This is a genomic window from Alcaligenes ammonioxydans (assembly GCF_019343455.1).
Classification (GTDB): Bacteria; Pseudomonadota; Gammaproteobacteria; order Burkholderiales; family Burkholderiaceae_B; genus Alcaligenes; species Alcaligenes ammonioxydans.
The window spans coordinates 1478449-1502670 of record NZ_CP049362.1 but is presented as its reverse complement, the minus strand read 5'-3'; the positions used below and the strand labels follow the sequence as shown (position 1 = coordinate 1502670).

Here is a 24222-nt window from a genome sequence, read left to right as displayed (position 1 = left end):
CTTGTTTCCTTCAGGAAGTCGCCCGGGTACCAGGCGGAGACGGCTTTGGTCGCGGTTCTATGAGTAACTCTTCTCGAGGGTCCAGATCCCAGCCCTGGCGAGGGTCATAACTTAACGCGGCCAGCATGGTCAAGACAACAACAATGCCAAAACTCAAGGCCCCCGCGCCGGGAATGATCTGCGATAAGCCCGGAAAGTTCGCCAAGGCTGCCATGAGCACCACGACGAATACGTCCAGCATGGACCACTGCCCGATCAGCTCGACCATATCGTAAATGCGGTTGCGTTGCCGCTGCACCTCATTGCCTCGCCAGCGCCGTCCTATCAGCAGAATCACCAGGGCCAAGAGCTTGGTAATGGGAACGACAATACTGGCAATAAAAACAATCAGGGCCAAGTCCCAGGAGCCCAATTGCCAAAGCTGGATCACCCCACCCAAAATAGTGTGGGCACTCGTGCCCATAATGCTGCGCAGTTCCATGACGGGCAGGACATTGGCCGGAATGTAAAAGACACAGGCCGTCAGCACCAGCGCCGCCACCCGCGCACGGCTATTGGGTTTGCGTTTGTGAACGGGCGCTGCACAACGGCCACAACGTGAGTTCTGGCTGGACTGGACAAACCCGCAATGGGTGCAGGCGCTCCAGGCCGGATACGCTTTCAAGTCCTGGCGGGTTGCAATCGGAACCAGATCACGATCCTCGGCCCAACGCCAAAGTCGGCCTGCCGTAATACGGCTCAGGCCGGTCAGCAAAAAGGTCAGGGCAAAAAATGCATACAAGCCCGGCGCCACCGTCAAATGCCCTATTCCGGCAAACTTCACGATAGCCACGATTAGCCCCAGGAACAACACGGCTGTCATGGACCAGTGCTCAAGATGACTCAAGGCTCTTAGCCCCACTCCGAAATCCGCGGGCAACGGTTTTTCACGGGCGATCAGACCCAAGGCCCAAAATTGAAAGATCAACTGGAACAAGGGCAGCCAGAACCCCACCAGCCCGGCCATCACGGACAAGCCCCAATACCCTTGCTGCCAGATCAGCAACAAGGCCTTGGGAAAGGTGGGAGCCACCGTTTTTCCCGCCATGCTCAGATGGACGACAGGAAACAGGTTGGCAATCAGAAAAAGAATGAAAACTGCCAAAACCAGCGCTTGCCATTCACGTGGTGAAAAGCGGCTGTGGCGGTACAGTTCGGTATCGCAACGTACACAACGAGCGAGCCCCGCTCCTTGAACGGGGACTCGCTCGTGTACGGTGTCACAATGCGTACAGACGATCAAGGGGCGCGATGCCCTCACGGCTTAGTCGACTAATTCCGGCTCGGGACGCGAAGAAGCCTTGCTGCCGGGCTCATCAGGTCCTGAAGAAGGATATTCCAGTACCACTTCACCGTTCTCGTCCAGATCGACCTCGACCTGTCCCCCATCGACCAGACGGCCAAACAAGAGCTCGTCAGCCAGGGCGCGACGGATGGTGTCCTGAATAAGCCGATGCATGGGGCGAGCACCCATGGCAGGATCAAAGCCCTTGGCAGCCAGATGATCGCGCAAGGCATCCGAGAAGGTCACTTCCACCCGCTTCTCGTGAAGCTGGTTTTCCAGTTGCATCAGGAACTTGTCCACCACGCGCAGGATGATATCGCGCGACAATGGCTTAAAGCCAATAATGGCATCCAGACGGTTGCGGAACTCTGGTGAGAAATGACGCTTGATATCCTGCATTTCATCGCCCGAGCGCTGAGCCTGCGTAAACCCGATACTGGTCTTGTTCAGGGCCTCGGCCCCCGCATTGGTGGTCATGATCAAGATAACGTTGCGGAAATCTGCCTTGCGGCCATTGTTATCCGTTAGCGTACCGTGATCCATCACCTGCAGCAGGATGTTATAGACATCCGGGTGCGCTTTCTCGATTTCGTCCAGCAAGAGCACACAGTGGGGCTGCTTGGTGACCGCTTCAGTCAGCAAACCACCCTGATCAAACCCCACATAGCCGGGAGGCGCACCAATCAGACGCGATACGGTGTGACGCTCCATGTACTCGGACATGTCAAAGCGCAGCAACTCCACGCCCAGCACAAAGGCCAATTGACGAGCCACTTCAGTCTTACCCACACCGGTCGGGCCGGAAAACAGGAAGGAACCGATAGGCTTGTCGGGTAACCCCAGGCCAGAACGGGCCATCTTGATGGCGGCAGCCAGGGCATCAATCGCCATGTCCTGACCGAACACCACCGATTTCAGATCGCGTGCCAAGGTTGCCAGCTTATTGCGATCGTCGCTGGATACGGTCTGAGGCGGAATGCGGGCAATGCGCGAGACCGTTGCTTGGATATCGGCCTTGCCAATAACTTTCTTCTGCTTGGAGCGCGGCAACAAACGCTGCGCGGCTCCGGCTTCGTCGATCACATCAATGGCCTTATCCGGCAAAAAGCGGTCATTGATGTAGCGTGCAGACAACTCTGCAGCCGCAGTCAGGGCGGCCGCCGAATAGCGCACGCCGTGATGCTCTTCGAAGTTGGCTTTCAGTCCACGCAAAATCTGGATGGTCTGCTCAACCGTCGGCTCGGCCACATCGATTTTCTGAAAACGACGCGACAGGGCGTGGTCTTTTTCGAAAATACCGCGGTACTCCGAATAGGTCGTCGCCCCCAGACACTTGAGCTGACCAGAAGACAAGGCAGGCTTGAGCAGATTGGACGCATCCAGCGTACCACCCGACGCCGAGCCAGCGCCGATCAAGGTATGGATCTCGTCGATAAACAAAATAGACTGGGCCGTTTCCTTGAGCTGCTTGAGCACGGCTTTCAGACGTTGCTCAAAGTCGCCACGGTACTTGGTGCCAGCCAGCAAGGCACCCATATCCAGCGCATACACACGTGCCTGGCTAAGAATGTCCGGCACATCGCCACGCTGAATACGCAAGGCCAGGCCTTCGGCAATTGCGGTCTTGCCCACGCCGGCCTCGCCCACCAGCAAGGGATTATTCTTGCGGCGACGGCACAGCACCTGGATGACACGCTCCACTTCCTTCTCGCGGCCAATCAGAGGGTCAATACGACCCAGGCTGGCTTCGGTGTTCAGGTCGGTGGCGTACAGATCCAGCGGCGACTTCTGGGCATCCGAACGAGTATCGGTTTCCGAAGCGGCGGCCGGTTTGGGTGGCTCGGGAGCGGCAGGCTCCGGATTGGCCTTGGTAATGCCGTGAGAGAGGAAATTGACGACATCCAGACGCGTGACACCTTGCTGCTGCAGGTAATACACCGCGTGCGAATCTTTTTCCCCATACATCGCCACCAGCACATTCGCTCCGGACACCACATTTTTACCGGAGTTACTGGACGATACGTGCATGATGGCACGCTGAATCACACGCTGAAAGCCCAACGTGGGCTGGGTGTCGACCTCGCCCTCGCCAGGAAAAGTGGGCGTATTTTCGTTGATGAATTTACGCAGGTTCTGGCGCAGTGCATCAATATCGGCAGCACATGCTTTCAACACTTCCAGTGTGGAGGCGTTATCGAGCAGGGACAACAGCAGATGCTCTACCGTGATGAATTCATGGCGCGCGGCACGAGCCTCGACAAAGGCCATGTGTAGACTGACTTCAAGTTCTTCGGAGATCATGCTTCCTCCTACACGGCAAGAGTAAAACTAGGGGTTAAGGCTATTCTATGACTAATTTGCCTGATCTGAACAATACGGTAAACCATTAAATGGTCAAGCATCAGGCACCGGTTCCATCACGCACTGCAAAGGGTGCTGTCGCGACTGCGCCAGTTGTCGCACAATTTCCACCTTGGTGGCCGCGATGTCGCGCGGATACACCCCACAGACAGCCCGACCTTCGTAATGTACTTTAAGCATAAGCTGTTCGGCCTGCTCCGGGGTTTTGGCAAACACCCGCTCCAGTACATTCACCACAAACTCCATGGGCGTGTAGTCATCATTGAGCAAGATGACCTGATACATGGGTGGTGGGGCAAGCCGCGCGGATTGGCGCTCTACCGTTGTGGCGCCTTGCTTATCGATCTCAATGGCCATAATACAGAACTAGGTGCTTTCCATAGGTTGACTGGGGGGAACAAAATTCAGCATCATCCGACTGATCGTGTCAACTTCATAAAAAAATGGAGTACCGCGATCACAGGCCCAGGGAGGGGCCGCAAAAAGTATCAACCATACACTAAGTTGAGAGGCAGCAAGCATGTCGGAAACTACCACCACCGCAGGCACTGGAGACAATCAAAAACTATCCGGGACCGTTAAGTGGTTCAATGACGCCAAAGGCTTTGGGTTTATTACACCCGATAACGGCGGCGAAGATCTCTTCGCTCATTTTTCATCCATTCAGATGAACGGGTTCAAGACGTTGAAAGAAGGCCAGAAAGTTCTGTATGAAGTTGCCCAAGGCCCCAAAGGCAAGCAGGCACTTAATATTACTTCGCCTTAAGATTTCTTGCGCTCTCGATTCTAACAAAAGCAGGTTCGCAACACACATGCAGTATCGCACGACGACTACGGGGCCTGCGCGCCCTGTTTTTTTTGCCTGTCTTCTGGCCGCGTTTTGCATCAGCGCCCCGGCCCTGGCAAATGAGACTCTTCCCATCCTGACACTGAAACTGGGTTCCAAACAGATCCAGGCCGAAGTGGCTGATCGCGATGAGACGCGTGCACAAGGTTTGATGCATCGAGAAAGCCTGCCCCCCGATCACGGCATGTTATTTGTATTCGAACAAACCGGAATGCCTTGCTTCTGGATGAAGAATACGCCTTTGCCGCTGGATATTGCCTTCATTACGGATGACGGCACCATTAGCAATATCGAGGCCATGCAACCCTTTGATCTTCAATCCCACTGCCCGGTGCAACCCGTACGCTACGCCCTGGAGATGGAGCAGGGCTGGTTTAAGCAGGCCAATAAAAAGGCCGGTGAGAAGATCACCGGCCTGCCTGCTCTAAAACCCTAGCTTAGACGCGCTCAAGAATCAAAGCCACGCCCTGACCGACGCCAATACACATGGTGCACAGGGCGTAGCGGCCACCAGTACGATGCAGTTGATTGATAGCTGCAATCGCCAAACGCGCGCCACTGGCACCCAGCGGGTGGCCCAACGCAATTGCGCCCCCATTCGGGTTCACGCGCGGATCATTGTCGGCCAGGCCCAGCATGCGCGTGACCGCCAGACCCTGCGCGGCAAAGGCCTCGTTCAATTCAATCACATCCATTTGATCCAAGGTCAGTCCGGCCAGGGCCAGGACTTTCTGGCTGGCAGGAGCGGGGCCAATACCCATGATGCGGGGCTCCACGCCGGCAAACGCCATGGCCACCACACGCGCCCGAGGTGTCAGACCATGCGCCTGCACGCTTGCCTTGTTGGCAACCAACAGTGCGCAGGCACCATCGTTCACCCCAGACGCATTGCCAGCGGTGACGGTACCATCGGCACGCACGACAGGTTTCAAACGAGCCAGAGACTCCAGCGTCGTAGCACGGGGATGCTCATCCTTGTCCACCACAATGGCATCGCCTTTGCGCTGCGGAATAATTACAGGCGTAATTTCCTCAGCCAGAATGCCGGCCTCCTGAGCAGCGGCCGCACGCAACTGACTGTTGAACGCAAACAGGTCCTGGTCTTCACGCGACACGTTGAACTGCTGCGCCACATTCTCAGCCGTTTCGGGCATGGAATCCACCCCGTACTGCTCTTTCATGGCCTTGTTGATGAAACGCCAGCCGATCGTGGTGTCGTACATTCCTGCGCTGCGGGAAAAAGCTGTTTCCGCCTTGCCCACGACGAAGGGAGCACGGCTCATGCTTTCCACACCACCGGCCAGGATGAAGGAGGCATCGCCGGCGCGAATCGCGCGAGCGGCCGATCCAATCGCGTCCAGGCCCGAGCCACACAGACGGTTCAGGGTCACACCGGGCACGTCCACGGGCAAACCAGCCAACAGCGCAGACATGCGCGCAACGTTACGATTGTCTTCACCGGCTTGATTGGCGCAACCGTACATCACGTCATCGAGCTTGCTCCAATCGACTTGCGGATTGCGCTTCATCAGGGCTGCGATGGGCACTGCGCCCAGGTCATCCGCCCTCACAGCGGACAGCGAACCACCATAACGTCCGAAAGGCGTACGAATTGCGTCACAAATAAAGGCGTCCTGAGTCATGAAAATCACCCTGATAACTGGAATAAAATGAGGTGAGCGCCCTCTACAGAACGCTCCAAATCTACTGTTTTGATAGTAGCGCCTGAACATCACGGGTATTTTCGCCGTCCCTGCGGCTGTCCACACCGTGGTCATTTTAACAGAGTGACTTCCGATGCCCCGACCAGCAAACTACGCCCCCCCTTGCCAGACCGACCCGCCACAAGACCCCGTGACAGGCTGTCTGATCACCTTGCCCCGCGGCCCCGGCACACGTCCCGCAATTTCGTTGCGCATGGCATACTTGCCACGTCGACACCCCCTACAGGCTCATCATCATGCTAGGCAACCCCGAAGTCATCAATTATTTGAATCAATTGCTACGCGGCGAACTGGCAGCACGCGACCAATACTTTATCCATTCCCGGTTTTATGAACATCTGGGCTTTACCCGGCTCTACGAGCGAATGAACCATGAAATGGAAGAAGAAACCCAGCATGCCGACGCCCTGATCCGCCGGATTCTGATGCTCGACGGCATTCCTGACATGCGACCTACCGCGTTTGAGCCCGGGCATGACGTAGTGAGCATGCTGCGCAAAGACCTGGATCTGGAATACGAAGTGCGTGCCGCATTGCGCAAAGGGATTGAACTGGCCGAATCCGCCAGCGACTTCGTGACGCGCGACATCATTCTGGCTCAACTGCGTGACACAGAAGAAGACCACGCCTATTGGCTGGAAAAACAATTGGGCTTGATAGAGAAAGTCGGCCTGGAAAATTATCAGCAATCACAGATGTAAAAACCAGCAGACCCCTGCCAGGCTCAAGCCGCGCTTTCCTGAGCAGTCTCAAGGCCAAAAAAAACCGCCAGCATGCGCTTGGCGGTTTTTTATTAGTGGGCAGTCCTCTGATGAGCACTGCCCTTCCCTAAAGCGTTTAGCCCAGGTTCTTGGCCGCAAAATCCCAGTTCACCAGGTTCCAGAAAATTTCCAGGTACTTGGGACGGGCGTTGCGGTAGTCGATGTAGTAAGCGTGTTCCCAGACGTCACAGGTGATCAAGGCAACATCATCGGAGGTCAGGGTCGTGCCAGCGTTGCTGGTGTTGACGATATCCAGGGAACCGTCGGCCTTTTTGACCAACCAGGTCCAGCCCGAACCGAAGTTGCCAACAGCAGACTTGGTAAAGGCTTCTTTGAAGGCATCGAAGCTGCCCCATTTTGCATTGATGGCGTCAGCCAGCTTGCCGGTAGGAGCGCCGCCGCCATTGGGAGCCAGGCTGTTCCAGTAGAAAGTGTGGTTCCAGACCTGAGCAGCGTTGTTGAACACGCCACCGGAGGATTTCTTGACCACATCTTCCAGGGAAGCATTTTCGAATTCGGTGCCAGCAACCAGATTGTTCAGGTTGGTGACGTAAGCCTGATGATGCTTACCGTAGTGATACTCCAAGGTTTCTTTGGAGATGTGTGGCTCAAGGGCGTTGAGTTCGTATGGAAGAGCTGGAAGAGTGAATGCCATTTCAATTCCTTCTAAAAAAAAACCGTGTTTGGTATCCAACAAGGACGACGCAGCCTAAAGCAGATCGTGCGTGCGCACCACATCCACCGTCACATGACCGCGACTCAACTCGACATCGAGTCGTTCACCAATCTTTAAGTCTAACGCATTTTTTACAACTTTCCCCTCGCTATCCCTGACTATGGCATATCCACGATTGATGATAAGGCGAGGCGACAAGGCCTGAAGCGTTTGCTGGGCCGCCGCCAGACGCTGGCGACGCAGAATCAGGGCATGAGCCAGGCTTTTTTCCAGCCGCTGGAAAAGCAAGTTCAGACTTTGCTCTCGTGCAGCTACCTGAGGAATGCTGCGCACCAGCCGCGCCTTAAGCGTAGCCAGACGCAACGCCGCCGCCTCGGGAGCTCCTCGGGCCACTCGCTGCAGCCTTTGTGTCAAGTGATCCAGCCGCTGTTGCTGTTGAACCAGCCGCTGATGCGGAGAGACCAGCTTGGCAACGGCGCGATCCAGGCGCAAAGAGGCACGATCCAGGTGACGCTGCACGCCATGACTTAAGGCCCCCAGGCGGGCGAACACCTGCTCGAGCAGTTGATCGCGACCCAGACAGGCCAGCTCAGCCGCGGCCGTCGGGGTGGGCGCGCGCAGGTCCGCCACAAAATCAGCAATCGTAAAGTCTGTCTCGTGCCCCACCCCGCTAATCACAGGGATGGGACTGGCAGCAATCAAACGCGCCAGCCCCTCATCGTTAAACGCCCAAAGATCCTCCAGGCTGCCACCACCTCGCACCAATAGCAGCGTATCAACCTCGGAGCGCTCAATGGCCGTTTCCAGCGCCTGCCGCAACCGGCCTGGCGCGTCAGCACCCTGTACGGGCGCCGGGTAAATAATAATGCGTACATGCGGAGCGCGTCGCTCCAGCGCGGTTAATACATCCCGCAGCGCGGCAGCCGCCAGTGAGGTGATGATGCCGATGCTGCGCGGCAAGCTGGCGATCGGGCGCTTGCGCTCCGGCTCAAACAGCCCCTCACTTTGCAATTGGCTTTTCAGACGCAAGAACGCCTCATGCAAGTCACCCAAGCCGGCGCGCCGCATCCCCTCGACCTGAACCTGAAAGTCCCCACGTGCCTCATACAAGGTGACTGAGCAACGAAACTCGAACCGTTCACCCGCCCGCGGCACAAAACCCACAGCCTGGGCCCGCCCCCGAAACATCACCGCACGCACGGCGGCCTTGTCGTCCTTGATGGAGAAGTACCAGTGTCCGGAAGCAGCCTGAGTAAAGTTGGACACTTCGCCACTAACCCACACCACTGGCATATGCTCATCGAGCAGTTGACTGACGCGGCGGTTCAACTGTGCCACTGTCCACACGACAGGCGCTCTAGATTCTTGATAATGCATCATATTCTTTATTTTTGTTTCGCCCCAAACCACTTTTCCACCGATTCGTATCCACAACTGTCATGTGTTTGTCAAATAGACGCCAAGACAATAGCTTCCGTTCAACACTTGATGCGAAACTTTATGTAAATCCAATAAGTCATTGAAAACAAAAGACATTTGATAAAACATACAGATGGTCGAAAATTAGCCAGGGAACCTCTAAACCACCGCCCGAGCCACTATGGGACATTTTATACACAGAATTATCCACAGTTTTTGTGGATAGTTTTAGAACTCCATCTATGACTTCACATACATCAGCGGCGTACCTGCGTCGGGGGAAGAAAAGATCCTAAAGTGTACTCCGGTCACACCGGAACATTCCCGCAATCCAAACGGGGGCTCTACAATAAGCACTGGTTTACTTCGCGACCGGAAACTCCACCTGTGCTTACTTTGATCCATGCCGCCGGCTGGCCCGTCTGGTTCTTGCTGGCCTGCTCTATTCTAGCCCTGGGACTGATCCTGGAACGCCTGCTGGCCCTGCGCAGCAAACGTATCTTACCGGACGGCCTGGCCCGCCAGATCACTGAGCTGACCGCCCAAAACCGCATACAGGACGAGTCCTTAGCCCGACTGTATGACAACTCCCCCTTGGGCCGTGTGCTGGCTACTGTGCTGAGCAACCGGCATCAGCCTGCCGCTGTGCGCGAGGCGGCGGTCGAGGCGCAAGGCAGAGAGGTCAGCTACCAGTTGAACAAGTACATCCCGGCACTGGGCACCTTGGCCGTGATCGCCCCGTTGCTGGGCCTTTTTGGTACCGTGATCGGCATGATCGACATTTTTGCCGCCTACGACCCCAGCGGTGCCGACCCCAGTCTGATCGCTCGCGGCATCTCCGTTGCGCTCTACAACACCGCTTTAGGGATTCTGATTGCTGTTCCAGCCATGATCTTTCATCGCTACTTCCGTAGCCGTGCAGACTACCTGCTGCATTGTCTGGAATGTGAGGCTGGCGCACTGAACCGCCTGCTAATTCAGAGGGCTGGCTGATGCGCTTTCGCCGAGCACAAGATCAAGACACCCTGGAGCTGAATCTGGTGCCTCTGATTGATGTCCTGCTGGTGGTGCTGATTTTTCTGGCCGCCACCAGCACGTTTGTTCGCTACCGCCAACTGGATGTCTCCTTGCCCCAGGCTCAGGCCCAGGTGTCCCAGGAAGCCGAACTTTTACTGGCCATCAGCCAGGACGGACGGTATGCCCTGAACGGCCTGTGGCTGGATGCCAGTAGCGGCGCCCCACTTCGCCAAGCCCTGACGGGCGAGAAAATGGATCAAAACACCAGTCTGCTGATTCTGGCCGATGCACAGGCTCCGCACTTTACGGTAGTCCAGGCCATGGAGGCCGCTCGTGAAGCGGGCATCCACCGTATTCACTTTGCCACCCAGGCGCCATGAGTGTGCGCGTGCGCCTGACCAACTGGCTGCATCGCCAGTGGCAGAAGAAAGGCTGGTTCAGCGTTTTAATGCGTCCACTGTCCGTCTTGACCGGTTTTTTTGTCCGACGCAAGCGGCAGCGTTATGAGAACGATCCTCACGCCTCTTACCGCAGTCCGGTGCCGGTGATTGTCGTGGGTAATATCATCGTGGGCGGTGCTGGCAAGACACCCGTCGTAATGGCCCTGACCGAACAATTGCGCGCTTTGGGATGGACACCCGGTATTGTCAGCCGCGGGTATGGCGTAGACATCGGCCCGGCCCCTCGCGTTGGTCAAGGTCAATTAGCCGCAACGCAATTTGGTGACGAACCGGCTCTGCTCGCCACCCAGACCCAGGCACCGATCGCCGTTCATCCTCGCCGCGCTCTGGCCACCCAGGCTTTGCTCCAGACTTTCCCTGCCGTCGATCTGATTATTTCGGACGACGGTCTGCAACATCTGGCCCTGCAACGCGATATGGAAGTCGTGGTCCAGGATGCTCGCGGTGTCGGGAACGGCTTGCTGCTACCGGCCGGCCCTCTGCGCGAAGGCCCCGAGCGTCTGCACCAGGCAGACTGGCTGATCAGCCAGGTTGTGGCCGACCAGCCCCCGCCCGCTATGCCTCAAGCTCCTGAGTCAGGCCGGTCCCTGACCATGAGCCTGCGTCCCTATCAAGTGGAGCATCTCGCCTCAGGTCGTCGCATGGACTGGGCCGCCTGGCTAACAGAGTACCGCCATCAGGATCTGCAAGCGCTGGCCGCGATCGGCCAGCCTGCCCGCTTTTTCACCATGCTGCGCGCCTGTGGTCTGCAATTAAGCCGGACTTTCCCCCTGCCCGACCATGCCGCCTTGCAAGCACAGGACTTTCAGGGCCTGCATGAAGGGCCAGTACTCATGACGCGCAAAGACGCCGTAAAATGCCAGCACCTGAATGACCCACGGCTGTGGGTTGTCGATGTCCAGCCCGTGTTCTCACGCCCAGACTGGATTGCTGAACTGGATAGCCTGCTGCGCGAACGGCGCTCAACCTCACCCTCATTACCCGGAGTTCAATAATGGAAGCTCGCCTACTCGAAGTGCTGGTCTGCCCCTTGTGCAAAGGCCCGCTGCGCCACGACCGCGAACAGCAAGAACTGGTCTGCAAGGCCGACAAACTGGCCTTCCCCATTGTGGACGGCATTCCCACCATGCTGATCAACGAAGCTCGTCAACTAGACGCGCAGGAACCTGCCAGCCGCTGATATGACCTTTTCCGTCATCATCCCGGCCCGCCTGGGCTCAACCCGCCTGCCCAACAAACCGCTGGCCGATATTGCAGGCCAACCCATGATCGTGCGTTGTGCTCAACAGGCAGCGCAAAGCGCGGCGCGTCAAGTCTGGGTCGCGACCGACTCGCCGCAGGTGCTGGAGGCGGTTCAGGCCCATGGTTTCCATGCCCTGCTGACCGATGCCGAACACCCCACTGGCACCGACAGACTGGCCCAGGCGGCAAGACTGCTGGACCTGGCCGAAGACGAAATCGTGGTCAATGTGCAAGGGGATGAACCACTGATCCAGCCTGAGCATATCAATGCGGCTGCCCAGCTTCTGGCCCGCAGCGGACAGGCTGACATTGCCACCTTGGCGGCTCCGATCACCAACGCCGAGACGCTGTTCAATCCCAATGCCGTCAAAGTCGTGTGCGACCTCAACGACCGCGCTCTGTATTTCTCTCGCGCCCCCATTCCCTGGGCGCGTGATACCCTGGCCCAGGGAGACCGGATATTGGCCGACGAGCTTCCCGCATTGCACCATATTGGCCTGTACGCCTACCGAAATCGCTTCTTGCAGCAATACGCCCAGTTGCCGCGTGGGCCGCTGGAGCATTTTGAGTCTCTGGAGCAGCTCAGAGCCCTGGAAAATGGCTTCCAGATTATGGTTCACCGCCTTCAGGAGATTCCTGCTGCAGGCGTGGACACCGAGCAAGACCTGGAAAGAGTACGCGCTCACTTCGCAAATCGGTTATAAAAGATCTTTTTTCTGCGCTTTCCGAATAAAAAATGCGCTAAACATGCTGCAACGCATCATCAAGCGAGAATCGGATCGACGCATTTCCTGGAGGAATTCATGCGACTCATACTGCTCGGGCCCCCTGGTGCCGGCAAAGGCACTCAAGCTGCTTTCATTACCGAGAAATTTGGTATTCCACAAATTTCCACGGGCGATATGTTGCGTGCCGCTGTCAAAGCCCAATCCCCGCTGGGTGTAGAAGCCAAAAAAATCATGGACGCCGGCGGCCTGGTCTCCGATGACATCATCATCGGGCTGGTTCGCGACCGTCTGAAAGAAGCAGACTGTGAGCCCGGCTACCTGTTTGACGGTTTCCCTCGCACGATCCCCCAGGCCGACGCCTTGAAAGATGCCCAGGTCAAACTGGACTTCGTGATCGAGATCGACGTGCCCGAAGAGAGCATTATTGAACGCATGAGTGGCCGCCGCATCCATGCAGCCAGCGGTCGTAGCTACCACGTCACCTTCAATCCGCCCAAGACCCCCGGCGTAGACGATGTGACCGGTGAACCCTTGCTTCAGCGCGACGATGATCGTGAGGAAACCGTCCGCCACCGCTTGTCTGTCTATCGCGAGCAGACCCGCCCTCTGGTCGATTACTACTCGCAATGGTCAGCCACCGGCGACCCACACGCTCCGGCCTATCGCAAGATTTCCGGCGTGGGCAGCGTCGATGAGATTCGCCAGCGTATCCTGGACGCCCTGGCAAGCTAAGCCAATATTCAACCGGCCCCCAGGGCCGGTTGTTCATTATTCAAGGGAGACAAGCTCATGCAAATCAATAACAAGACTTTTATCGTGACGGGCGGCGCATCCGGTCTGGGCGCAGGCACTGTGCGCATGCTGGTGGAACACGGTGCGCGTGTGGTGATTGCCGACATTCAGGATGAAGCCGGGCAGGCGCTGGCCCAAGAGCTGGGCCAAGATTACCTGCATTGTGACGTCACCTCGGAGCAAGACGCCCAGGCCGTCGTGGATCTGGCTTGCCAGGACAGTGCCCGCCCCCTGTTCGGTTTGGTCAACTGTGCTGGCGTGGCCCCTGCCTCGCGCACCGTAGGACGTAATGGCCCACACACGCTGGAGCTGTTTCAGAAAACCGTCATGATCAACCTGGTCGGCACCTTCAATATGTGTCGTCTAGCCGCCGCTGCCATGAGCAGCAATACCCCCGAAGCCTCGGGCGAGCGTGGCGTGCTGATCAATACGGCTTCGGTTGCCGCCTACGACGGGCAGATCGGACAAGCCGCTTACGGTGCCTCCAAAGCCGGCGTCGTGGGCTTGACCCTACCCCTGGCTCGCGATCTGGCCCAGACCGGTATTCGTGTCATGACGATTGCTCCCGGCATCTTTGGCACCCCCATGATGTTTGCCATGCCCCAGGAAGTTCAGGACTCCCTGGCAGCCAGCATCCCTTTCCCATCACGTCTGGGTCGCCCTGAAGATTTCTCCCAACTGGTGCAGAGCATCATCAATAATGAAATGCTCAATGGCGAGACCATCCGTCTGGATGGCGCCATTCGTATGGCACCAAAATAACTTTCTGCATCGGCTCCAATGGGTTTGTTTCGCTCGGCGGCCACGATTAGTGGCCTGACACTGCTCTCGCGCATTACCGGACTGGCACGCGATATTCTGATTGCCCGCGCCTTTGGGGCGGGCCCGCTTACCGATGCGTTCTGGGTGGCCTTTCGCATTCCCAACCTGCTGCGGCGTTTGTTTGCGGAAGGCGCGTTTTCGCAGGCTTTCGTTCCCATCCTGGGGCAGGTACGCAAAGAGCACGAGCAGGACAAGGTCCAGCAGTTGTTGGACCGCGTTGCGCTGCTGTTAACCTTTGCCGTAATGCTGGTGACCATCATCGGTATAGTGGCGGCGCCGTGGGTCGTCAGCGCCATGGCCAGTGGCTTGACCTCGCCCGAGCGGCACACCGAATTTGGCGCCGCCATCACCATGACCCGCTTGATGTTCCCCTACATCATCTGCATGTCGCTGGTGGCGTTTGCTTCTGCCGTACTCAATACCTGGAGTCGCTTTGCGATTCCTGCCTTCACGCCTATCTTGCTGAATCTGTCCATGATTGGCGCCAGTCTGTTTCTGGCCCAACACATGGAAACCCCCATTTATGCCCTGGCTATCGGGGTGATGGCCGGTGGTCTGGCCCAACTGCTGGTGCAGTGGGCCGCCCTGGCTCGCCTGGGACTGCTGCCACGATTTTCGCTACGGCTGGGAGAAGCACGCCGCGACCCCATCGTGCAACGCATTCTCAAACAGATGCTGCCCGCCATCCTGGGGGTATCTGTGGCGCAGATATCCTTGCTGATCAATACCAATATTGCTACCTGGCTGCAGTCGGGCAGCGTCACCTGGCTATCCTTTGCCGATCGCCTGATGGAGTTTCCCACCGCACTGCTCGGGGTGGCGCTGGGTACCGTCCTGTTGCCCAAGCTGTCTGCCGCCCATGCCGGTCAGGATGACAAGAACTACAGCGCCCTGCTTGACTGGGGCCTGCGCCTGGTCCTGTTGCTGGGTCTGCCTGCTGCACTGGGCATGGCCTTGCTCTCGGATGGCCTGGTGGCCACCCTGTTTCACTACGGGGCCTTTGCCGCTGCCGACGTCGCTCAGACCCGCCTGGCGGTGGGAGCGTATTCAGTCGGTCTGGTCGGCCTGCTGGCCATCAAAATCCTGGCACCCGGCTTTTACGCTCGCCAGGATATCCGCACTCCCGTCCGTATCGCCATTGCCGTTCTCATCATTACCCAGCTCTTCAATCTTGTGCTGGTACCTGCCTTCGCCCATGCGGGACTGGCGCTGTCCATCGGACTGGGGGCCACCGTCAACGCCCTGACCTTACTGGTGATGCTGCGCAAACGCGGCATTTACCAGCCCCATCCCGACTGGTTGCGTTTTTTCCTGAGAATCATTCCGGCCTTGCTCGCCTTGGCCGCGATCCTCGTGCTGGCAGACCGCCACATCGACTGGATCAGTCTGGGGGCAAGCCCCTGGCTGCGTGTACTGGCCCTGAGTGGGGTGTTGGCTGCCAGCGGCATTTCCTATTTCGGTATGTTGTTTATCGTGGGCATTCGGCCCTCTTACTTTACAAAGCGCACTTAGTATCCTAGAATATTTGTCTTTGCCGATTAAACTTTAAAACTTAGGCTTTATTAAAAATGGCTAATACCGCACAAGCACGCAAGCGCGCCCGCCAAGCAGTGGCTCGCAACAAACACAACGCCAGCATCCGTTCCATGCTGCGTACCGCTATCAAGCGCGTTCGCCAGGCTATCGAAGCCGGCGACAAAACTGCTGCTAACGAAGTATTCCGCAAAGCGACCAGCATCATTGATCGCGTTGCCGACAAGAACATCATTCACAAGAACAAGGCTGCCCGCCACAAGAGCCGCCTGTCTGCTGCTATCAAGGCACTGGCCTGATTGCTGAAGATTTTTAATGGTTTAATCGGCCCTGGCCTAAAAACCAGTTAAAAAAGGGGTGCTTAGCACCCCTTTTTTATTAGCCACAAAACCATTGCCTGAACGTGCAGGCCAATCGTGCTAAGTTATGGATTTGCGTTTTCATGAGCGAGTCCCCATGACACGTCCCATCGTGCTGCAACTGGCATCTTTGGCCCAGCACCCCTATTTTGACGATATCGACCGTCATTTCGAGCGCATCTCCCTTCAAGACCTGAATCAGCTCTCTGACGAGCAGATTGCACGCGTCCAGGTATTGTTAACCAGCGCTGTCACCGCCACCCCCGCTTCCTTGATGGAGCGCCTGCCTGCGTTGCAAGCAATTTGCAGTGTAGGGGTAGGCTACGACTCTATCGACGTCCAGGCGGCCAGGCAGCGCGGGATTCAAGTCAGCACCACCCCCGACGTTCTGAACGACTGCGTGGCCGATATGGCCTGGGCCTTGCTGCTGGACGCGGCTCGCCGCGTCACTGAATCCGATCGCTATGTGCGCGCTGGCCACTGGGACCGACCAAATGGCTTCGGGCTGGGCACGCGAGTGAGCGGCAAGAAACTGGGTATTGTGGGGCTAGGCCGCATTGGACAGACTATTGCCCGCCGAGCCGGCGGCTTTGATATGGAGCTGCGCTATCACAACCGCCGTCCGCGCCACGATGTGCCCTGGCACTATGAACCGTCCCTGATCGAACTGGCCTATTGGGCAGATTTCCTGGTGATCGCCGCCGTGGGCGGTGATGAAACACGGGGACTGATCAATGTCGACGTCCTGAACGCCCTGGGCCCGCACGGGATTCTGGTCAATATTGCCCGAGGCAGTGTCGTCGATGAAACGGCATTGATTGCCGCCTTGCAACAGGGACGGCTGGGCGCGGCAGGGCTGGATGTCTTCGAAAAGGAACCCCAGGTTCCTGCGGCCTTGCGCGATCTGAACCAGGTTGTCCTGGCGCCGCACACCGCCAGCGCCACCCGGGAAACACGCGAAGCCATGCTCTCGCTGACACTGGAAAACATCTTGCAGTTTCAGAAAACGGGCAAGGTACTGACGCCGCTGACACTATAAAAAAACAAGTCGCCTGCCGTTTAACGGGGGCGACTGAGCAGACTGCGCAAAATCAGGATCAGGACTCAACAGGGTCCATATTCTCGGGATCGATACCGCTGATTTTCAAATTATTGTCTTGCGCAAAGCCACAGACGAATTTCCAGGCCAAAGGCTCGAGCTCTCGCAGACGAGCATCCACCACCACGCAGCGCACGCCGTCAATCAGCCGCGGCACCACATAGGGCGAGTAGGTCAAATGGCCACCCATCGCCCCAGCCGGGCGAAACTGGGACATTACACCGGCCAAGCGTTCTGCCCAGTCGCTGGGACGAAAACGCTGATCCTGCCGGGTCACACCATGGATTACAAGTTGCTTCACTGGCTCTGTCATAACAATTAATCGCTCACCGTGCAGTACAGGTCGGCTGCACTTTTTCCTTTGTCGCTCCGCATTGTATCCGATCGCAGCCGCGCAAAGCCCGGGATTCAATAAATTAGCCACTTGACAATTTATTGCCAAGCATTACTTTGCCCTGCCCTTTTTATCCAAACGCCCACCCCCGTCCTGCCCCCGTCAGGGTCCGACTTTGCTCTAAATAGCCGGACAGGTTAAGATGGCTTTCTTTATCCGCAGGATTTTCTTATGGATGCCATCGTGCAAGCAGGACCGCTTCGGCACTTTCTGCAATTTCGCGACTTTTCTCACGACGAAATTTTATATGTGCTGGAACGCGCACGCCTGATCAAAGACAAGTTCAAACGCTATCAGCCGCACCACACATTGCACGACCGCACCTTGGCGATGGTTTTTGAAAAAGCCAGCACCCGTACCCGTGTCTCGTTTGAAGCCGGCATGTATCAACTGGGCGGCTCGGTCATTCATTTGACCACCACTGACTCGCAGCTGGGCCGCTCCGAACCCATTGAAGATACCGCACGCGTGGTTTCGCGCATGGTCGATATCGTCATGATCCGCACCTTCGAGCAGACCCGCCTGGAACGCTTTGCCTCCCACTCGCGAGTGCCGGTCATCAATGGACTGACTAACGAGTTTCACCCTTGCCAGATTCTGGCCGACATCTTTACCTTTATCGAGCATCGCGGCGATATCAAGGGCAAGACCGTGGCCTGGATCGGAGACGCCAACAATATGGCGTATACCTGGCTGCAAGCGGCAGAAATTCTGGGCTTCACGCTGCATGTGTCGGCCCCTAACGGCTACCACCTGGAGTCGGATCGCACCGGCAACCCGGACTCCAGCATTCTGCGCGAATTCGACGATCCCTTGGAAGCCTGCAAGGGCGCGCACCTGGTTACCACGGACGTGTGGACCAGCATGGGTTACGAAGACGAGAACGAAGAGCGTCGCAAAGCCTTTGCAGACTGGTGTGTGGATCAGGAGATGATGGATGTGGCGGACCCGAGCGCCCTCTTTATGCATTGCCTGCCCGCTCATCGCGGCGAGGAAGTCACCGGCGAAGTCATCGACGGCCCACAAAGTGTGGTCTGGGATGAAGCTGAAAACCGCCTGCATGTTCAGAAAGCATTGATGGAGTTCCTGATTCTGGGACGCCAGCAAGCCTGAACACCACAGAGCCACGCCAACGGCTCAACAATGTAAAAGGGGATACGTTGTATCCCCTTTTTCTTTTTACGCCTGAACTTCCAGACCCGCCAAGCGATACCCCACCTGCAGTTCCGTCAGCAGATACTTGGGCTGTGCGGCATCCTGCTCCAGCTTTTGACGCAACTGCATCATGTACACCCGCAGATAATGCGGCCGGTCTGAGTAAGCAGGCCCCCAGGTTTCGTGCAACAAATGTTGATGCGTCAATACCTTGCCATGCCCCCGAATCAGGGCCGTCAGGAGACGAAACTCAATAGGCGTCAAATGCACGGCCTGCCCATCCCGCGTCACCTCATGAGACGCCAGATCGACCTGCACCCCTCCAAAGCGGACCCGCGACGAGGCTACCTGCACGTTTGGCACCAATTGGGAGCGCCGCAACAAAGCGCGTATACGGGCCAACAGCTCCGGCACGCCAAAGGGTTTGGCCAGATAGTCATCCGCGCCGGCATTCAGGGCCGCCACCTTCTCTTCTTCTCGATCCCGGGCAGACAGGACCAGAATCGGAGAATAGACCCAGCCGCGCAGATCGCGAATCAAGTCCTTGCCGTCTCCGTCTGGCAGACCCAAATCCACAATCATCAAGTCGGGACGACGGGTTGCCGCGTCCATACGCGCTTGCGCCAAGGTGCTGGCTTCGATCACGGCCATGCCCTCCTGCTCCAGGGCAATCCGTACGAAACGACGGATATTGGATTCATCCTCCACGATCAGTATCTGGGCTTTGTTCATGTCGGTAGCTCGTCACTCTCCATACGGGGGGCCGCTTTCCAGGGCAGGCGAATCTCAAAGACCACCCCCTGCGGCAAGCGCGGCCTGGCGCTGATCGTACCACCATGTGCAGCAATAATCGTTCGACACAGTCCCAGCCCCAAGCCCACCCCCGCCACGGAGGATTCTTTCTGTCCCCGTGTGAAAGTATCAAACAATCGCTCGGGATCCCCTGGTGGCAAACCGGGACCATCATCGCTGATCAGCAAATACATGGACTGACCCGCCCACACCCCCCTCAGCCAGATCGTGCTGGTATCGGGCGTGTACTTGGCGGCATTATCCAGCAGATTCGTCACCACCCTCTCCAACATGACACCATCGACTTCGACTAACGGCAGGTCCGCAGCGAACTCGGTCACGACCTGACGAGGCTGCAAGGCGGCCGCGCAACGGGCAAGCGCAATCCCCACAATATCGCCCAAGGCATGCCACTCCTTGTGCAGTTTGACTCCTTCATTTTGCATACGGGCCAGGTCCAGCAAGTTGGACACCTGACGACGCAACTCATCAGACTCCACACGTATGGCCCTCGCAATATCGCGCTGTTCTGTTTCACCCAGGCCCTTGGGTTGCTCCAGGGTTTCAGCCAGACCCCGGATCACAGTCAAGGGCGTACGTAAATCATGCGAGACGGCCGACAGCAAGGTATTGCGCATTTTCTCCCCCTCCATGCGGAGCACTGTGTCTTGGGCGATGGCCACATAGTGAATGCGTTCAAGAGCTTGCGCCAATATAAAGCAGCACGCATCCAGCAAGCGCCGCCCATCGGGTGTTCGTAACGAAGCTGCCGCACCAGACTGTGCCACCAGCACACCACGCGGGGCCATCGGGCCTTTCAAGGGCAAGTACAAGGCACTGGCCCCATTCAGGGTTTCAGTTCCCTTGCCCGCCGCTTCCATGTGGTCGAACACCCATTGCGCGACTGAAAGCTCCACAAAGCTCGTATGGCGAGTTGCGACCAGCTGATTATGCTGATCCGGCACAACCAGCACCATCGGCATCTCAAACAAAGGCTCCAGGGTATCGCGGCACACGGCCAGCACCTGCTCCAATGCCAGCGCCCCGGCCAGATCCCGACTGACACGCGTCAACGCCGCCGCCCGGCGCTCGCCATCGCGCGCCGCTCGTGCCTCGGCCTGCAAACGGGCTGCCAGCTGACCAATAATCAAGGCCACCACCAACATCACACCAAACGTGAAGACATACTGGGTATCCGTAACCGAAAACGAATAGCGGGGTTCCACAAAGAAAAAATCAAAGAAGGCCACCGACAACAGCGAGGCCCACACACCGGCCAACCGTCCCAAGCGCAAGGCGGTAAAGACCACCGTGATCAAAAACAGCATGATCACATTGGAGAGTTCAAAAAACGGCAACAACTGCTCCGCCAGCAAGGTCGTCACCACACAGATGATGGAGGCAATCGACAGGGCTTTGCCCTGCGCCATGGGGGTCTCCAGCTCAAGGGGGCGGATAGGTCGCTGAACCGTATCCACACGCACGAGCAGCAGGCCAATCTCGGGGTTGCTACGCGCCAGCCGCTCCGACAAGGCAGGCCGCCAGGGCCAGCGCGAACGTGCCGAGGAGTTACCCAGAATCAACTTGGTGGCATTGCGTTGCCGTGCGTAGGCCAGGACGGTATGAGCCACATCCTGACCGGCAATATTGGCAAACTCAGCGCCGGCATGCTGCGCACTGGCCGCCAGGCGCACCAACGCTTCCTGCGCCTTGATCTGACCGCTTTCCGATGGCGTGTCCACATGCAGCACGATCCAGGGCGTTTGCCATTGCTGGGCCAGCCGCGCCCCCTCCCGAATCAGCGCTTCCTGGGCACTGTCCGCACTGACGCACACCATTAACAGTTCACGAGTAGGCCAGACGGTTCGTATGGCATGGGAGATTCGGTAGACATGCACATCGGCATTGACCCGGTCCGCCACGCGACGCAAGGCCAGTTCACGCAAGGCAATCAGATTGCCCCGACGAAAGAAGTGTTGACGCGCCTGGGCCACCGAGTCCGCCAGATACACTTTGCCGGCATTCAAGCGAGCCAACAGATCATCCGGGGGCAGATCCACCAGCAGCACATCGGCCGCACGATCAAATATCCGGTCTGGAACGGTCTCCCGAACCCGCACCCCGACAATGCCCCCCACCACCTCATTCAGGCTGTCCAGATGTTGCACATTCAACGCGGTATACACATCGATTCCCGCATCCAGCAGCTCTTCCACATCCTGCCAGCGTTTGGCATGACGGCTACCCTCAAGATTGGAATGGGCCAGCTCATCGACCAGCAGCAACTGATACCCCGACACAAGGGCCGCATCCAGATCAAACTCGGTGATCACCCGACCCTGGCGCTGATACTCCTTGCGCGCCAGTACGGGCAGCCCCTGCAGCAACGTCTGTGTTTCCTGACGGCCATGCGTCTCCACAATACCAATCGCAACGGACACTCCCTCGGACTGACGCTGATGCGCTTCCTTGAGCATGGCGTAGGTTTTCCCCACACCGGCGCACGCTCCAAAGAAGATCTTGAGCTGCCCCCGGCGAGGCTGGTGCGGGTCCTCGCCAACCACCTGCAACAGCTCATCCGGGTCCGGCCTATCTTCAAGCGACATGGATCTGTGTACTCCCTGCAGAAAACTGGTAATGATCTTACGCTCTTATCCAAAAAACGGCGTCAGCAGCAGATCAATCAACTTGATGCCGACAAACGGAGCGATCAGCCCGCCTAGGCCGTAAATCAAGAGGTTTCGCTTGAGTAAACGGCTGGCCGGTTCGGCACGGTATTTCACCCCCCGCAAGGCCAAGGGAATCAGAGCGATGATAATCAGGGCATTGAAAATGACTGCAGACAGAATGGCAGTGGCCGGGCTGTGCAACTGCATCACATTCAAGGCACCCAGAGCGGGATAAGTGACTACAAAAGCCGCGGGAATAATCGCAAAGTACTTGGCCAGATCATTTGCAATACTGAAAGTCGTCAAGGCGCCGCGGGTCATAATCATCTGTTTGCCCACTTCCACCACTCGCAACAGCTTGGTGGGATTGCTGTCCAGATCGACCATATTGCCCGCCTCTTTGGCCGCCTGCGTGCCACTGTTCATCGCCACGGCCACATCAGCCTGGGCCAGCGCAGGAGCATCATTGGTCCCGTCACCCGTCATGGCAACCAGTCGCCCTTCATCCTGATAACGCCGGATCAACTGCAGCTTGTCCTCCGGCGTGGCTTCGGCCAGATAGTCATCCACCCCGGCCTCGGCCGCGATGGCTGCGGCCGTCAACGGGTTGTCCCCGGTAATCATGATGGTCTTGATCCCCATAGCCCGCAGCTCAGCAAACCGCTCCTTGATCCCGCCTTTGACGATGTCTTTCAGCTCCACCACACCCAGCGCTTTATTGCCTTCGGTCACCACCAGCGGCGTGCTGCCCCGTCGCGCCAGCTCATTGACCAGACCATCCAGTTCAGGCGGAAAAATACCTCCCAACGATTCAATGTGAGCGCGCATCGTGCTCGCCGCGCCTTTTCGGATCTGACGACCGTCAATATCAATTCCACTCATGCGGGTATGGGCGCTAAAGGCAATGGTTCGCGCGCCATGCAGCTCACGGCCTCGCAAATGAAACAGTTGCTTGGCCAAGACCACAATGGAGCGCCCCTCGGGAGTCTCGTCCGCCAGCGAGGCCAATTGGGCGGCATCGGCCAGAGCCTGCTCAGACACCTGCGGCGCGGGCAGAAACGCCCAGGCTTCCCGGTTGCCCAGCGTGATCGTGCCGGTCTTGTCCAGCAGCAAAACATCCACATCCCCGGCTGCCTCGATAGCGCGGCCAGAACTCGCCAGCACATTGGCTTGCATCATGCGGCTCATGCCAGCAACCCCCACTGCCGACAGCAAGGCGCCGATGGTGGTGGGAATCAGGCACACCAACAAAGCAATCAGGGCTGTCATCGTGACAGGTGAACCTTGTCCGGTCAGCACCGTCGCAAAGCTGGAAAAAGGCAACAAGGTGACGCACACCAGCAAGAAGATCAGCGTCAAGGCCACCAGTAAAATCGTCAAAGCAATCTCGTTGGGGGTTTTGCCACGCCTGGCCCCCTCCACCATTGCTATCATGCGATCCAGAAAGGCCTCACCCGGTTTGGCGGTCACCCGCATCACGATCCAGTCTGACAGCACCCGGGTACCGCCCGTGACGGAACAGAAGTCTCCCCCGGACTCACGGATCACCGGCGCCGACTCACCTGTAATGGCAGACTCGTCCACCGAGGCGGCACCCTGCAAAATCTCCCCATCGGCGGGGATAATCTCGCCTGCCTCAACCAACACGTAAGCGCCCGGCAGCAGCTCGTCGCTGGGGACCGGCCAGGCACGGCTATCGCGCGCGGGTTCTTTCAATACCCTGGCCATGACCCGCTTGCGGGTGGAACGCAATGCATCGGCTTGCGCCTTGCCCCGCCCTTCCGCTACGGCCTCGGCCGCATTGGCAAACAGGACCGTAAACCACAACCAGGCCGACACCGACCAGATGAATCCGGCCGGAGCCTCACCCTGGCCCAGCAGAGCCTGCATGCCCAGCAAGCTGGTCACAATGCTGCCCAGATACACCACGCACATCACCGGGTTTTTGAATTGCGCCCGGGGCGAGAGTTTTTTGAAGGCTTCCTTGCACACCGTTCCCCACGGTATGGCGCGCAATGACGATGAATGACCCGCCTCTTGCATGGCT

General features: G+C 57.7%; 24 protein-coding genes. 14 read left to right on the top strand and 10 right to left on the bottom strand.

Annotation, left to right across the window (positions count from 1 at the left end; translation table 11 throughout):
• Positions 1-10: 10 nt before the first annotated feature.
• From FE795_RS06825 to clpS, 3 genes are all read right to left on the bottom strand, one after another.
• Positions 11-1300, bottom strand: coding sequence for a paraquat-inducible protein A (locus FE795_RS06825; RefSeq protein ID WP_230406285.1), 1290 nt, complete (start codon positions 1298-1300; stop codon positions 11-13).
• A gap of 3 nt (positions 1301-1303) precedes the next feature.
• Positions 1304-3625 carry an ATP-dependent Clp protease ATP-binding subunit ClpA gene (clpA, locus tag FE795_RS06820; RefSeq protein ID WP_003801478.1) on the bottom strand — a complete coding sequence of 774 codons (2322 nt, stop codon included), beginning with the start codon at positions 3623-3625 and terminating at the stop codon, positions 1304-1306.
• Positions 3626-3718: 93 nt separating this feature from the next.
• Positions 3719-4042: an ATP-dependent Clp protease adapter ClpS gene (clpS, locus tag FE795_RS06815; protein ID WP_003801481.1), complete on the bottom strand. Its 324-nt coding sequence runs from the start codon at positions 4040-4042 to the stop codon at positions 3719-3721.
• A 163-nt stretch (positions 4043-4205) separates the two neighbouring features.
• On the opposite strand from clpS, the gene FE795_RS06810 reads away from it, so the two are divergent.
• Positions 4206-4451, top strand: a complete 246-nt coding sequence (locus FE795_RS06810; RefSeq protein WP_003801483.1) for a cold-shock protein — start codon at positions 4206-4208, stop codon at positions 4449-4451.
• A gap of 46 nt (positions 4452-4497) precedes the next feature.
• Complete coding sequence (locus FE795_RS06805; RefSeq protein WP_219235918.1) at positions 4498-4968, top strand: DUF192 domain-containing protein; 471 nt, start codon at positions 4498-4500, stop codon at positions 4966-4968.
• A 1-nt stretch (position 4969) separates the two neighbouring features.
• On the opposite strand, the gene pcaF is transcribed toward FE795_RS06805, so the two are convergent.
• Entirely contained in the window at positions 4970-6175 is a 1206-nt protein-coding gene (gene pcaF, locus FE795_RS06800; protein ID WP_131071552.1) for a 3-oxoadipyl-CoA thiolase, read from the bottom strand.
• A 317-nt stretch (positions 6176-6492) separates the two neighbouring features.
• Here pcaF and bfr point away from each other — a divergent pair, with 317 nt between their 5' ends.
• On the top strand, positions 6493-6957 hold the full coding sequence (gene bfr / locus FE795_RS06795; RefSeq protein WP_003801489.1) for a bacterioferritin: 465 nt from the start codon (positions 6493-6495) through the stop codon (positions 6955-6957).
• Positions 6958-7093: 136 nt separating this feature from the next.
• On the opposite strand, the gene sodB is transcribed toward bfr, so the two are convergent.
• Both sodB and xseA read right to left on the bottom strand, forming a co-directional pair.
• Positions 7094-7672: a superoxide dismutase [Fe] gene (gene sodB, locus FE795_RS06790; protein WP_003801491.1), complete on the bottom strand. Its 579-nt coding sequence runs from the start codon at positions 7670-7672 to the stop codon at positions 7094-7096.
• Positions 7673-7726: 54 nt separating this feature from the next.
• The gene (xseA, locus tag FE795_RS06785) at positions 7727-9073 is read right to left on the bottom strand and encodes an exodeoxyribonuclease VII large subunit (protein ID WP_039943276.1); all 1347 of its coding nucleotides are present in this window, start codon (positions 9071-9073) and stop codon (positions 7727-7729) included.
• Positions 9074-9499: 426 nt separating this feature from the next.
• On the opposite strand from xseA, the gene FE795_RS06780 reads away from it, so the two are divergent.
• From FE795_RS06780 to FE795_RS06735, 10 genes are all read left to right on the top strand, one after another.
• Positions 9500-10105, top strand: a complete 606-nt coding sequence (locus FE795_RS06780; protein WP_003801496.1) for a MotA/TolQ/ExbB proton channel family protein — start codon at positions 9500-9502, stop codon at positions 10103-10105.
• Complete coding sequence (locus FE795_RS06775; protein WP_003801497.1) at positions 10105-10509, top strand: ExbD/TolR family protein; 405 nt, start codon at positions 10105-10107, stop codon at positions 10507-10509. Before FE795_RS06780 ends, FE795_RS06775 begins: the two co-directional genes overlap by 1 nt.
• Positions 10506-11585: a tetraacyldisaccharide 4'-kinase gene (gene lpxK, locus FE795_RS06770; RefSeq protein ID WP_219235916.1), complete on the top strand. Its 1080-nt coding sequence runs from the start codon at positions 10506-10508 to the stop codon at positions 11583-11585. The genes FE795_RS06775 and lpxK overlap by 4 nt, the downstream gene beginning before the upstream one ends.
• Complete coding sequence (locus FE795_RS06765; protein ID WP_003801501.1) at positions 11585-11770, top strand: Trm112 family protein; 186 nt, start codon at positions 11585-11587, stop codon at positions 11768-11770. Before lpxK ends, FE795_RS06765 begins: the two co-directional genes overlap by 1 nt.
• 1 nt (position 11771) lies before the next feature.
• On the top strand, positions 11772-12536 hold the full coding sequence (gene kdsB, locus FE795_RS06760) for a 3-deoxy-manno-octulosonate cytidylyltransferase (protein WP_219235914.1): 765 nt from the start codon (positions 11772-11774) through the stop codon (positions 12534-12536).
• 99 nt (positions 12537-12635) lie between these two features.
• A complete protein-coding gene (gene adk / locus FE795_RS06755; protein ID WP_003801506.1) occupies positions 12636-13292 on the top strand; it encodes an adenylate kinase in 657 nt (218 codons plus the stop codon).
• Positions 13293-13349: 57 nt separating this feature from the next.
• Positions 13350-14114, top strand: a complete 765-nt coding sequence (locus FE795_RS06750) for a 3-hydroxyacyl-CoA dehydrogenase (protein WP_003801508.1) — start codon at positions 13350-13352, stop codon at positions 14112-14114.
• An 18-nt stretch (positions 14115-14132) separates the two neighbouring features.
• On the top strand, positions 14133-15686 hold the full coding sequence (gene murJ, locus FE795_RS06745; RefSeq protein ID WP_003801509.1) for a murein biosynthesis integral membrane protein MurJ: 1554 nt from the start codon (positions 14133-14135) through the stop codon (positions 15684-15686).
• A gap of 56 nt (positions 15687-15742) precedes the next feature.
• On the top strand, positions 15743-16006 hold the full coding sequence (gene rpsT / locus FE795_RS06740; protein WP_003801510.1) for a 30S ribosomal protein S20: 264 nt from the start codon (positions 15743-15745) through the stop codon (positions 16004-16006).
• Positions 16007-16163: 157 nt separating this feature from the next.
• The gene (locus FE795_RS06735; RefSeq protein WP_039943280.1) at positions 16164-17105 is read left to right on the top strand and encodes a 2-hydroxyacid dehydrogenase; all 942 of its coding nucleotides are present in this window, start codon (positions 16164-16166) and stop codon (positions 17103-17105) included.
• A 58-nt stretch (positions 17106-17163) separates the two neighbouring features.
• Here the strand turns inward: FE795_RS06735 and FE795_RS06730 are convergent, their stop codons facing one another.
• Positions 17164-17478 (bottom strand): DUF3579 domain-containing protein, encoded by a 315-nt coding sequence (locus FE795_RS06730; RefSeq protein ID WP_003801512.1) that lies wholly within the window; start codon positions 17476-17478, stop codon positions 17164-17166.
• A 252-nt stretch (positions 17479-17730) separates the two neighbouring features.
• Between FE795_RS06730 and argF the strand changes: the two genes are divergently transcribed.
• Positions 17731-18672: an ornithine carbamoyltransferase gene (argF, locus tag FE795_RS06725; RefSeq protein ID WP_039943281.1), complete on the top strand. Its 942-nt coding sequence runs from the start codon at positions 17731-17733 to the stop codon at positions 18670-18672.
• Positions 18673-18738: 66 nt separating this feature from the next.
• Here argF and FE795_RS06720 read toward each other — a convergent pair whose 3' ends face one another.
• The 3 genes from FE795_RS06720 to kdpB are packed head-to-tail and all read right to left on the bottom strand — an operon-like array spanning position 18739 to position 24218.
• The gene (locus FE795_RS06720) at positions 18739-19446 is read right to left on the bottom strand and encodes a response regulator (RefSeq protein WP_003801516.1); all 708 of its coding nucleotides are present in this window, start codon (positions 19444-19446) and stop codon (positions 18739-18741) included.
• Positions 19443-22112 carry a sensor histidine kinase gene (locus FE795_RS06715; protein WP_219235912.1) on the bottom strand — a complete coding sequence of 890 codons (2670 nt, stop codon included), beginning with the start codon at positions 22110-22112 and terminating at the stop codon, positions 19443-19445. Before FE795_RS06715 ends, FE795_RS06720 begins: the two co-directional genes overlap by 4 nt.
• A 45-nt stretch (positions 22113-22157) precedes the next feature.
• Complete coding sequence (gene kdpB, locus FE795_RS06710; RefSeq protein ID WP_230406318.1) at positions 22158-24218, bottom strand: potassium-transporting ATPase subunit KdpB; 2061 nt, start codon at positions 24216-24218, stop codon at positions 22158-22160.
• Positions 24219-24222 lie beyond the last annotated feature (4 nt).

Excerpts from the sequence above, each read along its gene's own strand:
- clpA (WP_003801478.1), bottom strand. The coding sequence starts at position 3,625 with ATGATCTCCGAAGAACTTGAAGTCAGTCTACACATGGCCTTTGTCGAG.
- adk (WP_003801506.1), top strand. The coding sequence starts at position 12,636 with ATGCGACTCATACTGCTCGGGCCCCCTGGTGCCGGCAAAGGCACTCAA.
- clpS (WP_003801481.1), bottom strand. The coding sequence starts at position 4,042 with ATGGCCATTGAGATCGATAAGCAAGGCGCCACAACGGTAGAGCGCCAA.
- pcaF (WP_131071552.1), bottom strand. The coding sequence starts at position 6,175 with ATGACTCAGGACGCCTTTATTTGTGACGCAATTCGTACGCCTTTCGGA.
- FE795_RS06715 (WP_219235912.1), bottom strand. The coding sequence starts at position 22,112 with ATGTCGCTTGAAGATAGGCCGGACCCGGATGAGCTGTTGCAGGTGGTT.
- kdpB (WP_230406318.1), bottom strand. The coding sequence starts at position 24,218 with ATGCAAGAGGCGGGTCATTCATCGTCATTGCGCGCCATACCGTGGGGA.
- FE795_RS06720 (WP_003801516.1), bottom strand. The coding sequence starts at position 19,446 with ATGAACAAAGCCCAGATACTGATCGTGGAGGATGAATCCAATATCCGT.
- kdsB (WP_219235914.1), top strand. The coding sequence starts at position 11,772 with ATGACCTTTTCCGTCATCATCCCGGCCCGCCTGGGCTCAACCCGCCTG.
- FE795_RS06730 (WP_003801512.1), bottom strand. The coding sequence starts at position 17,478 with ATGACAGAGCCAGTGAAGCAACTTGTAATCCATGGTGTGACCCGGCAG.
- sodB (WP_003801491.1), bottom strand. The coding sequence starts at position 7,672 with ATGGCATTCACTCTTCCAGCTCTTCCATACGAACTCAACGCCCTTGAG.
- FE795_RS06750 (WP_003801508.1), top strand. The coding sequence starts at position 13,350 with ATGCAAATCAATAACAAGACTTTTATCGTGACGGGCGGCGCATCCGGT.
- FE795_RS06775 (WP_003801497.1), top strand. The coding sequence starts at position 10,105 with ATGCGCTTTCGCCGAGCACAAGATCAAGACACCCTGGAGCTGAATCTG.
- FE795_RS06805 (WP_219235918.1), top strand. The coding sequence starts at position 4,498 with ATGCAGTATCGCACGACGACTACGGGGCCTGCGCGCCCTGTTTTTTTT.
- murJ (WP_003801509.1), top strand. The coding sequence starts at position 14,133 with ATGGGTTTGTTTCGCTCGGCGGCCACGATTAGTGGCCTGACACTGCTC.
- FE795_RS06810 (WP_003801483.1), top strand. The coding sequence starts at position 4,206 with ATGTCGGAAACTACCACCACCGCAGGCACTGGAGACAATCAAAAACTA.
- bfr (WP_003801489.1), top strand. The coding sequence starts at position 6,493 with ATGCTAGGCAACCCCGAAGTCATCAATTATTTGAATCAATTGCTACGC.
- xseA (WP_039943276.1), bottom strand. The coding sequence starts at position 9,073 with ATGATGCATTATCAAGAATCTAGAGCGCCTGTCGTGTGGACAGTGGCA.
- argF (WP_039943281.1), top strand. The coding sequence starts at position 17,731 with ATGGATGCCATCGTGCAAGCAGGACCGCTTCGGCACTTTCTGCAATTT.
- rpsT (WP_003801510.1), top strand. The coding sequence starts at position 15,743 with ATGGCTAATACCGCACAAGCACGCAAGCGCGCCCGCCAAGCAGTGGCT.
- FE795_RS06735 (WP_039943280.1), top strand. The coding sequence starts at position 16,164 with ATGACACGTCCCATCGTGCTGCAACTGGCATCTTTGGCCCAGCACCCC.
- FE795_RS06765 (WP_003801501.1), top strand. The coding sequence starts at position 11,585 with ATGGAAGCTCGCCTACTCGAAGTGCTGGTCTGCCCCTTGTGCAAAGGC.
- lpxK (WP_219235916.1), top strand. The coding sequence starts at position 10,506 with ATGAGTGTGCGCGTGCGCCTGACCAACTGGCTGCATCGCCAGTGGCAG.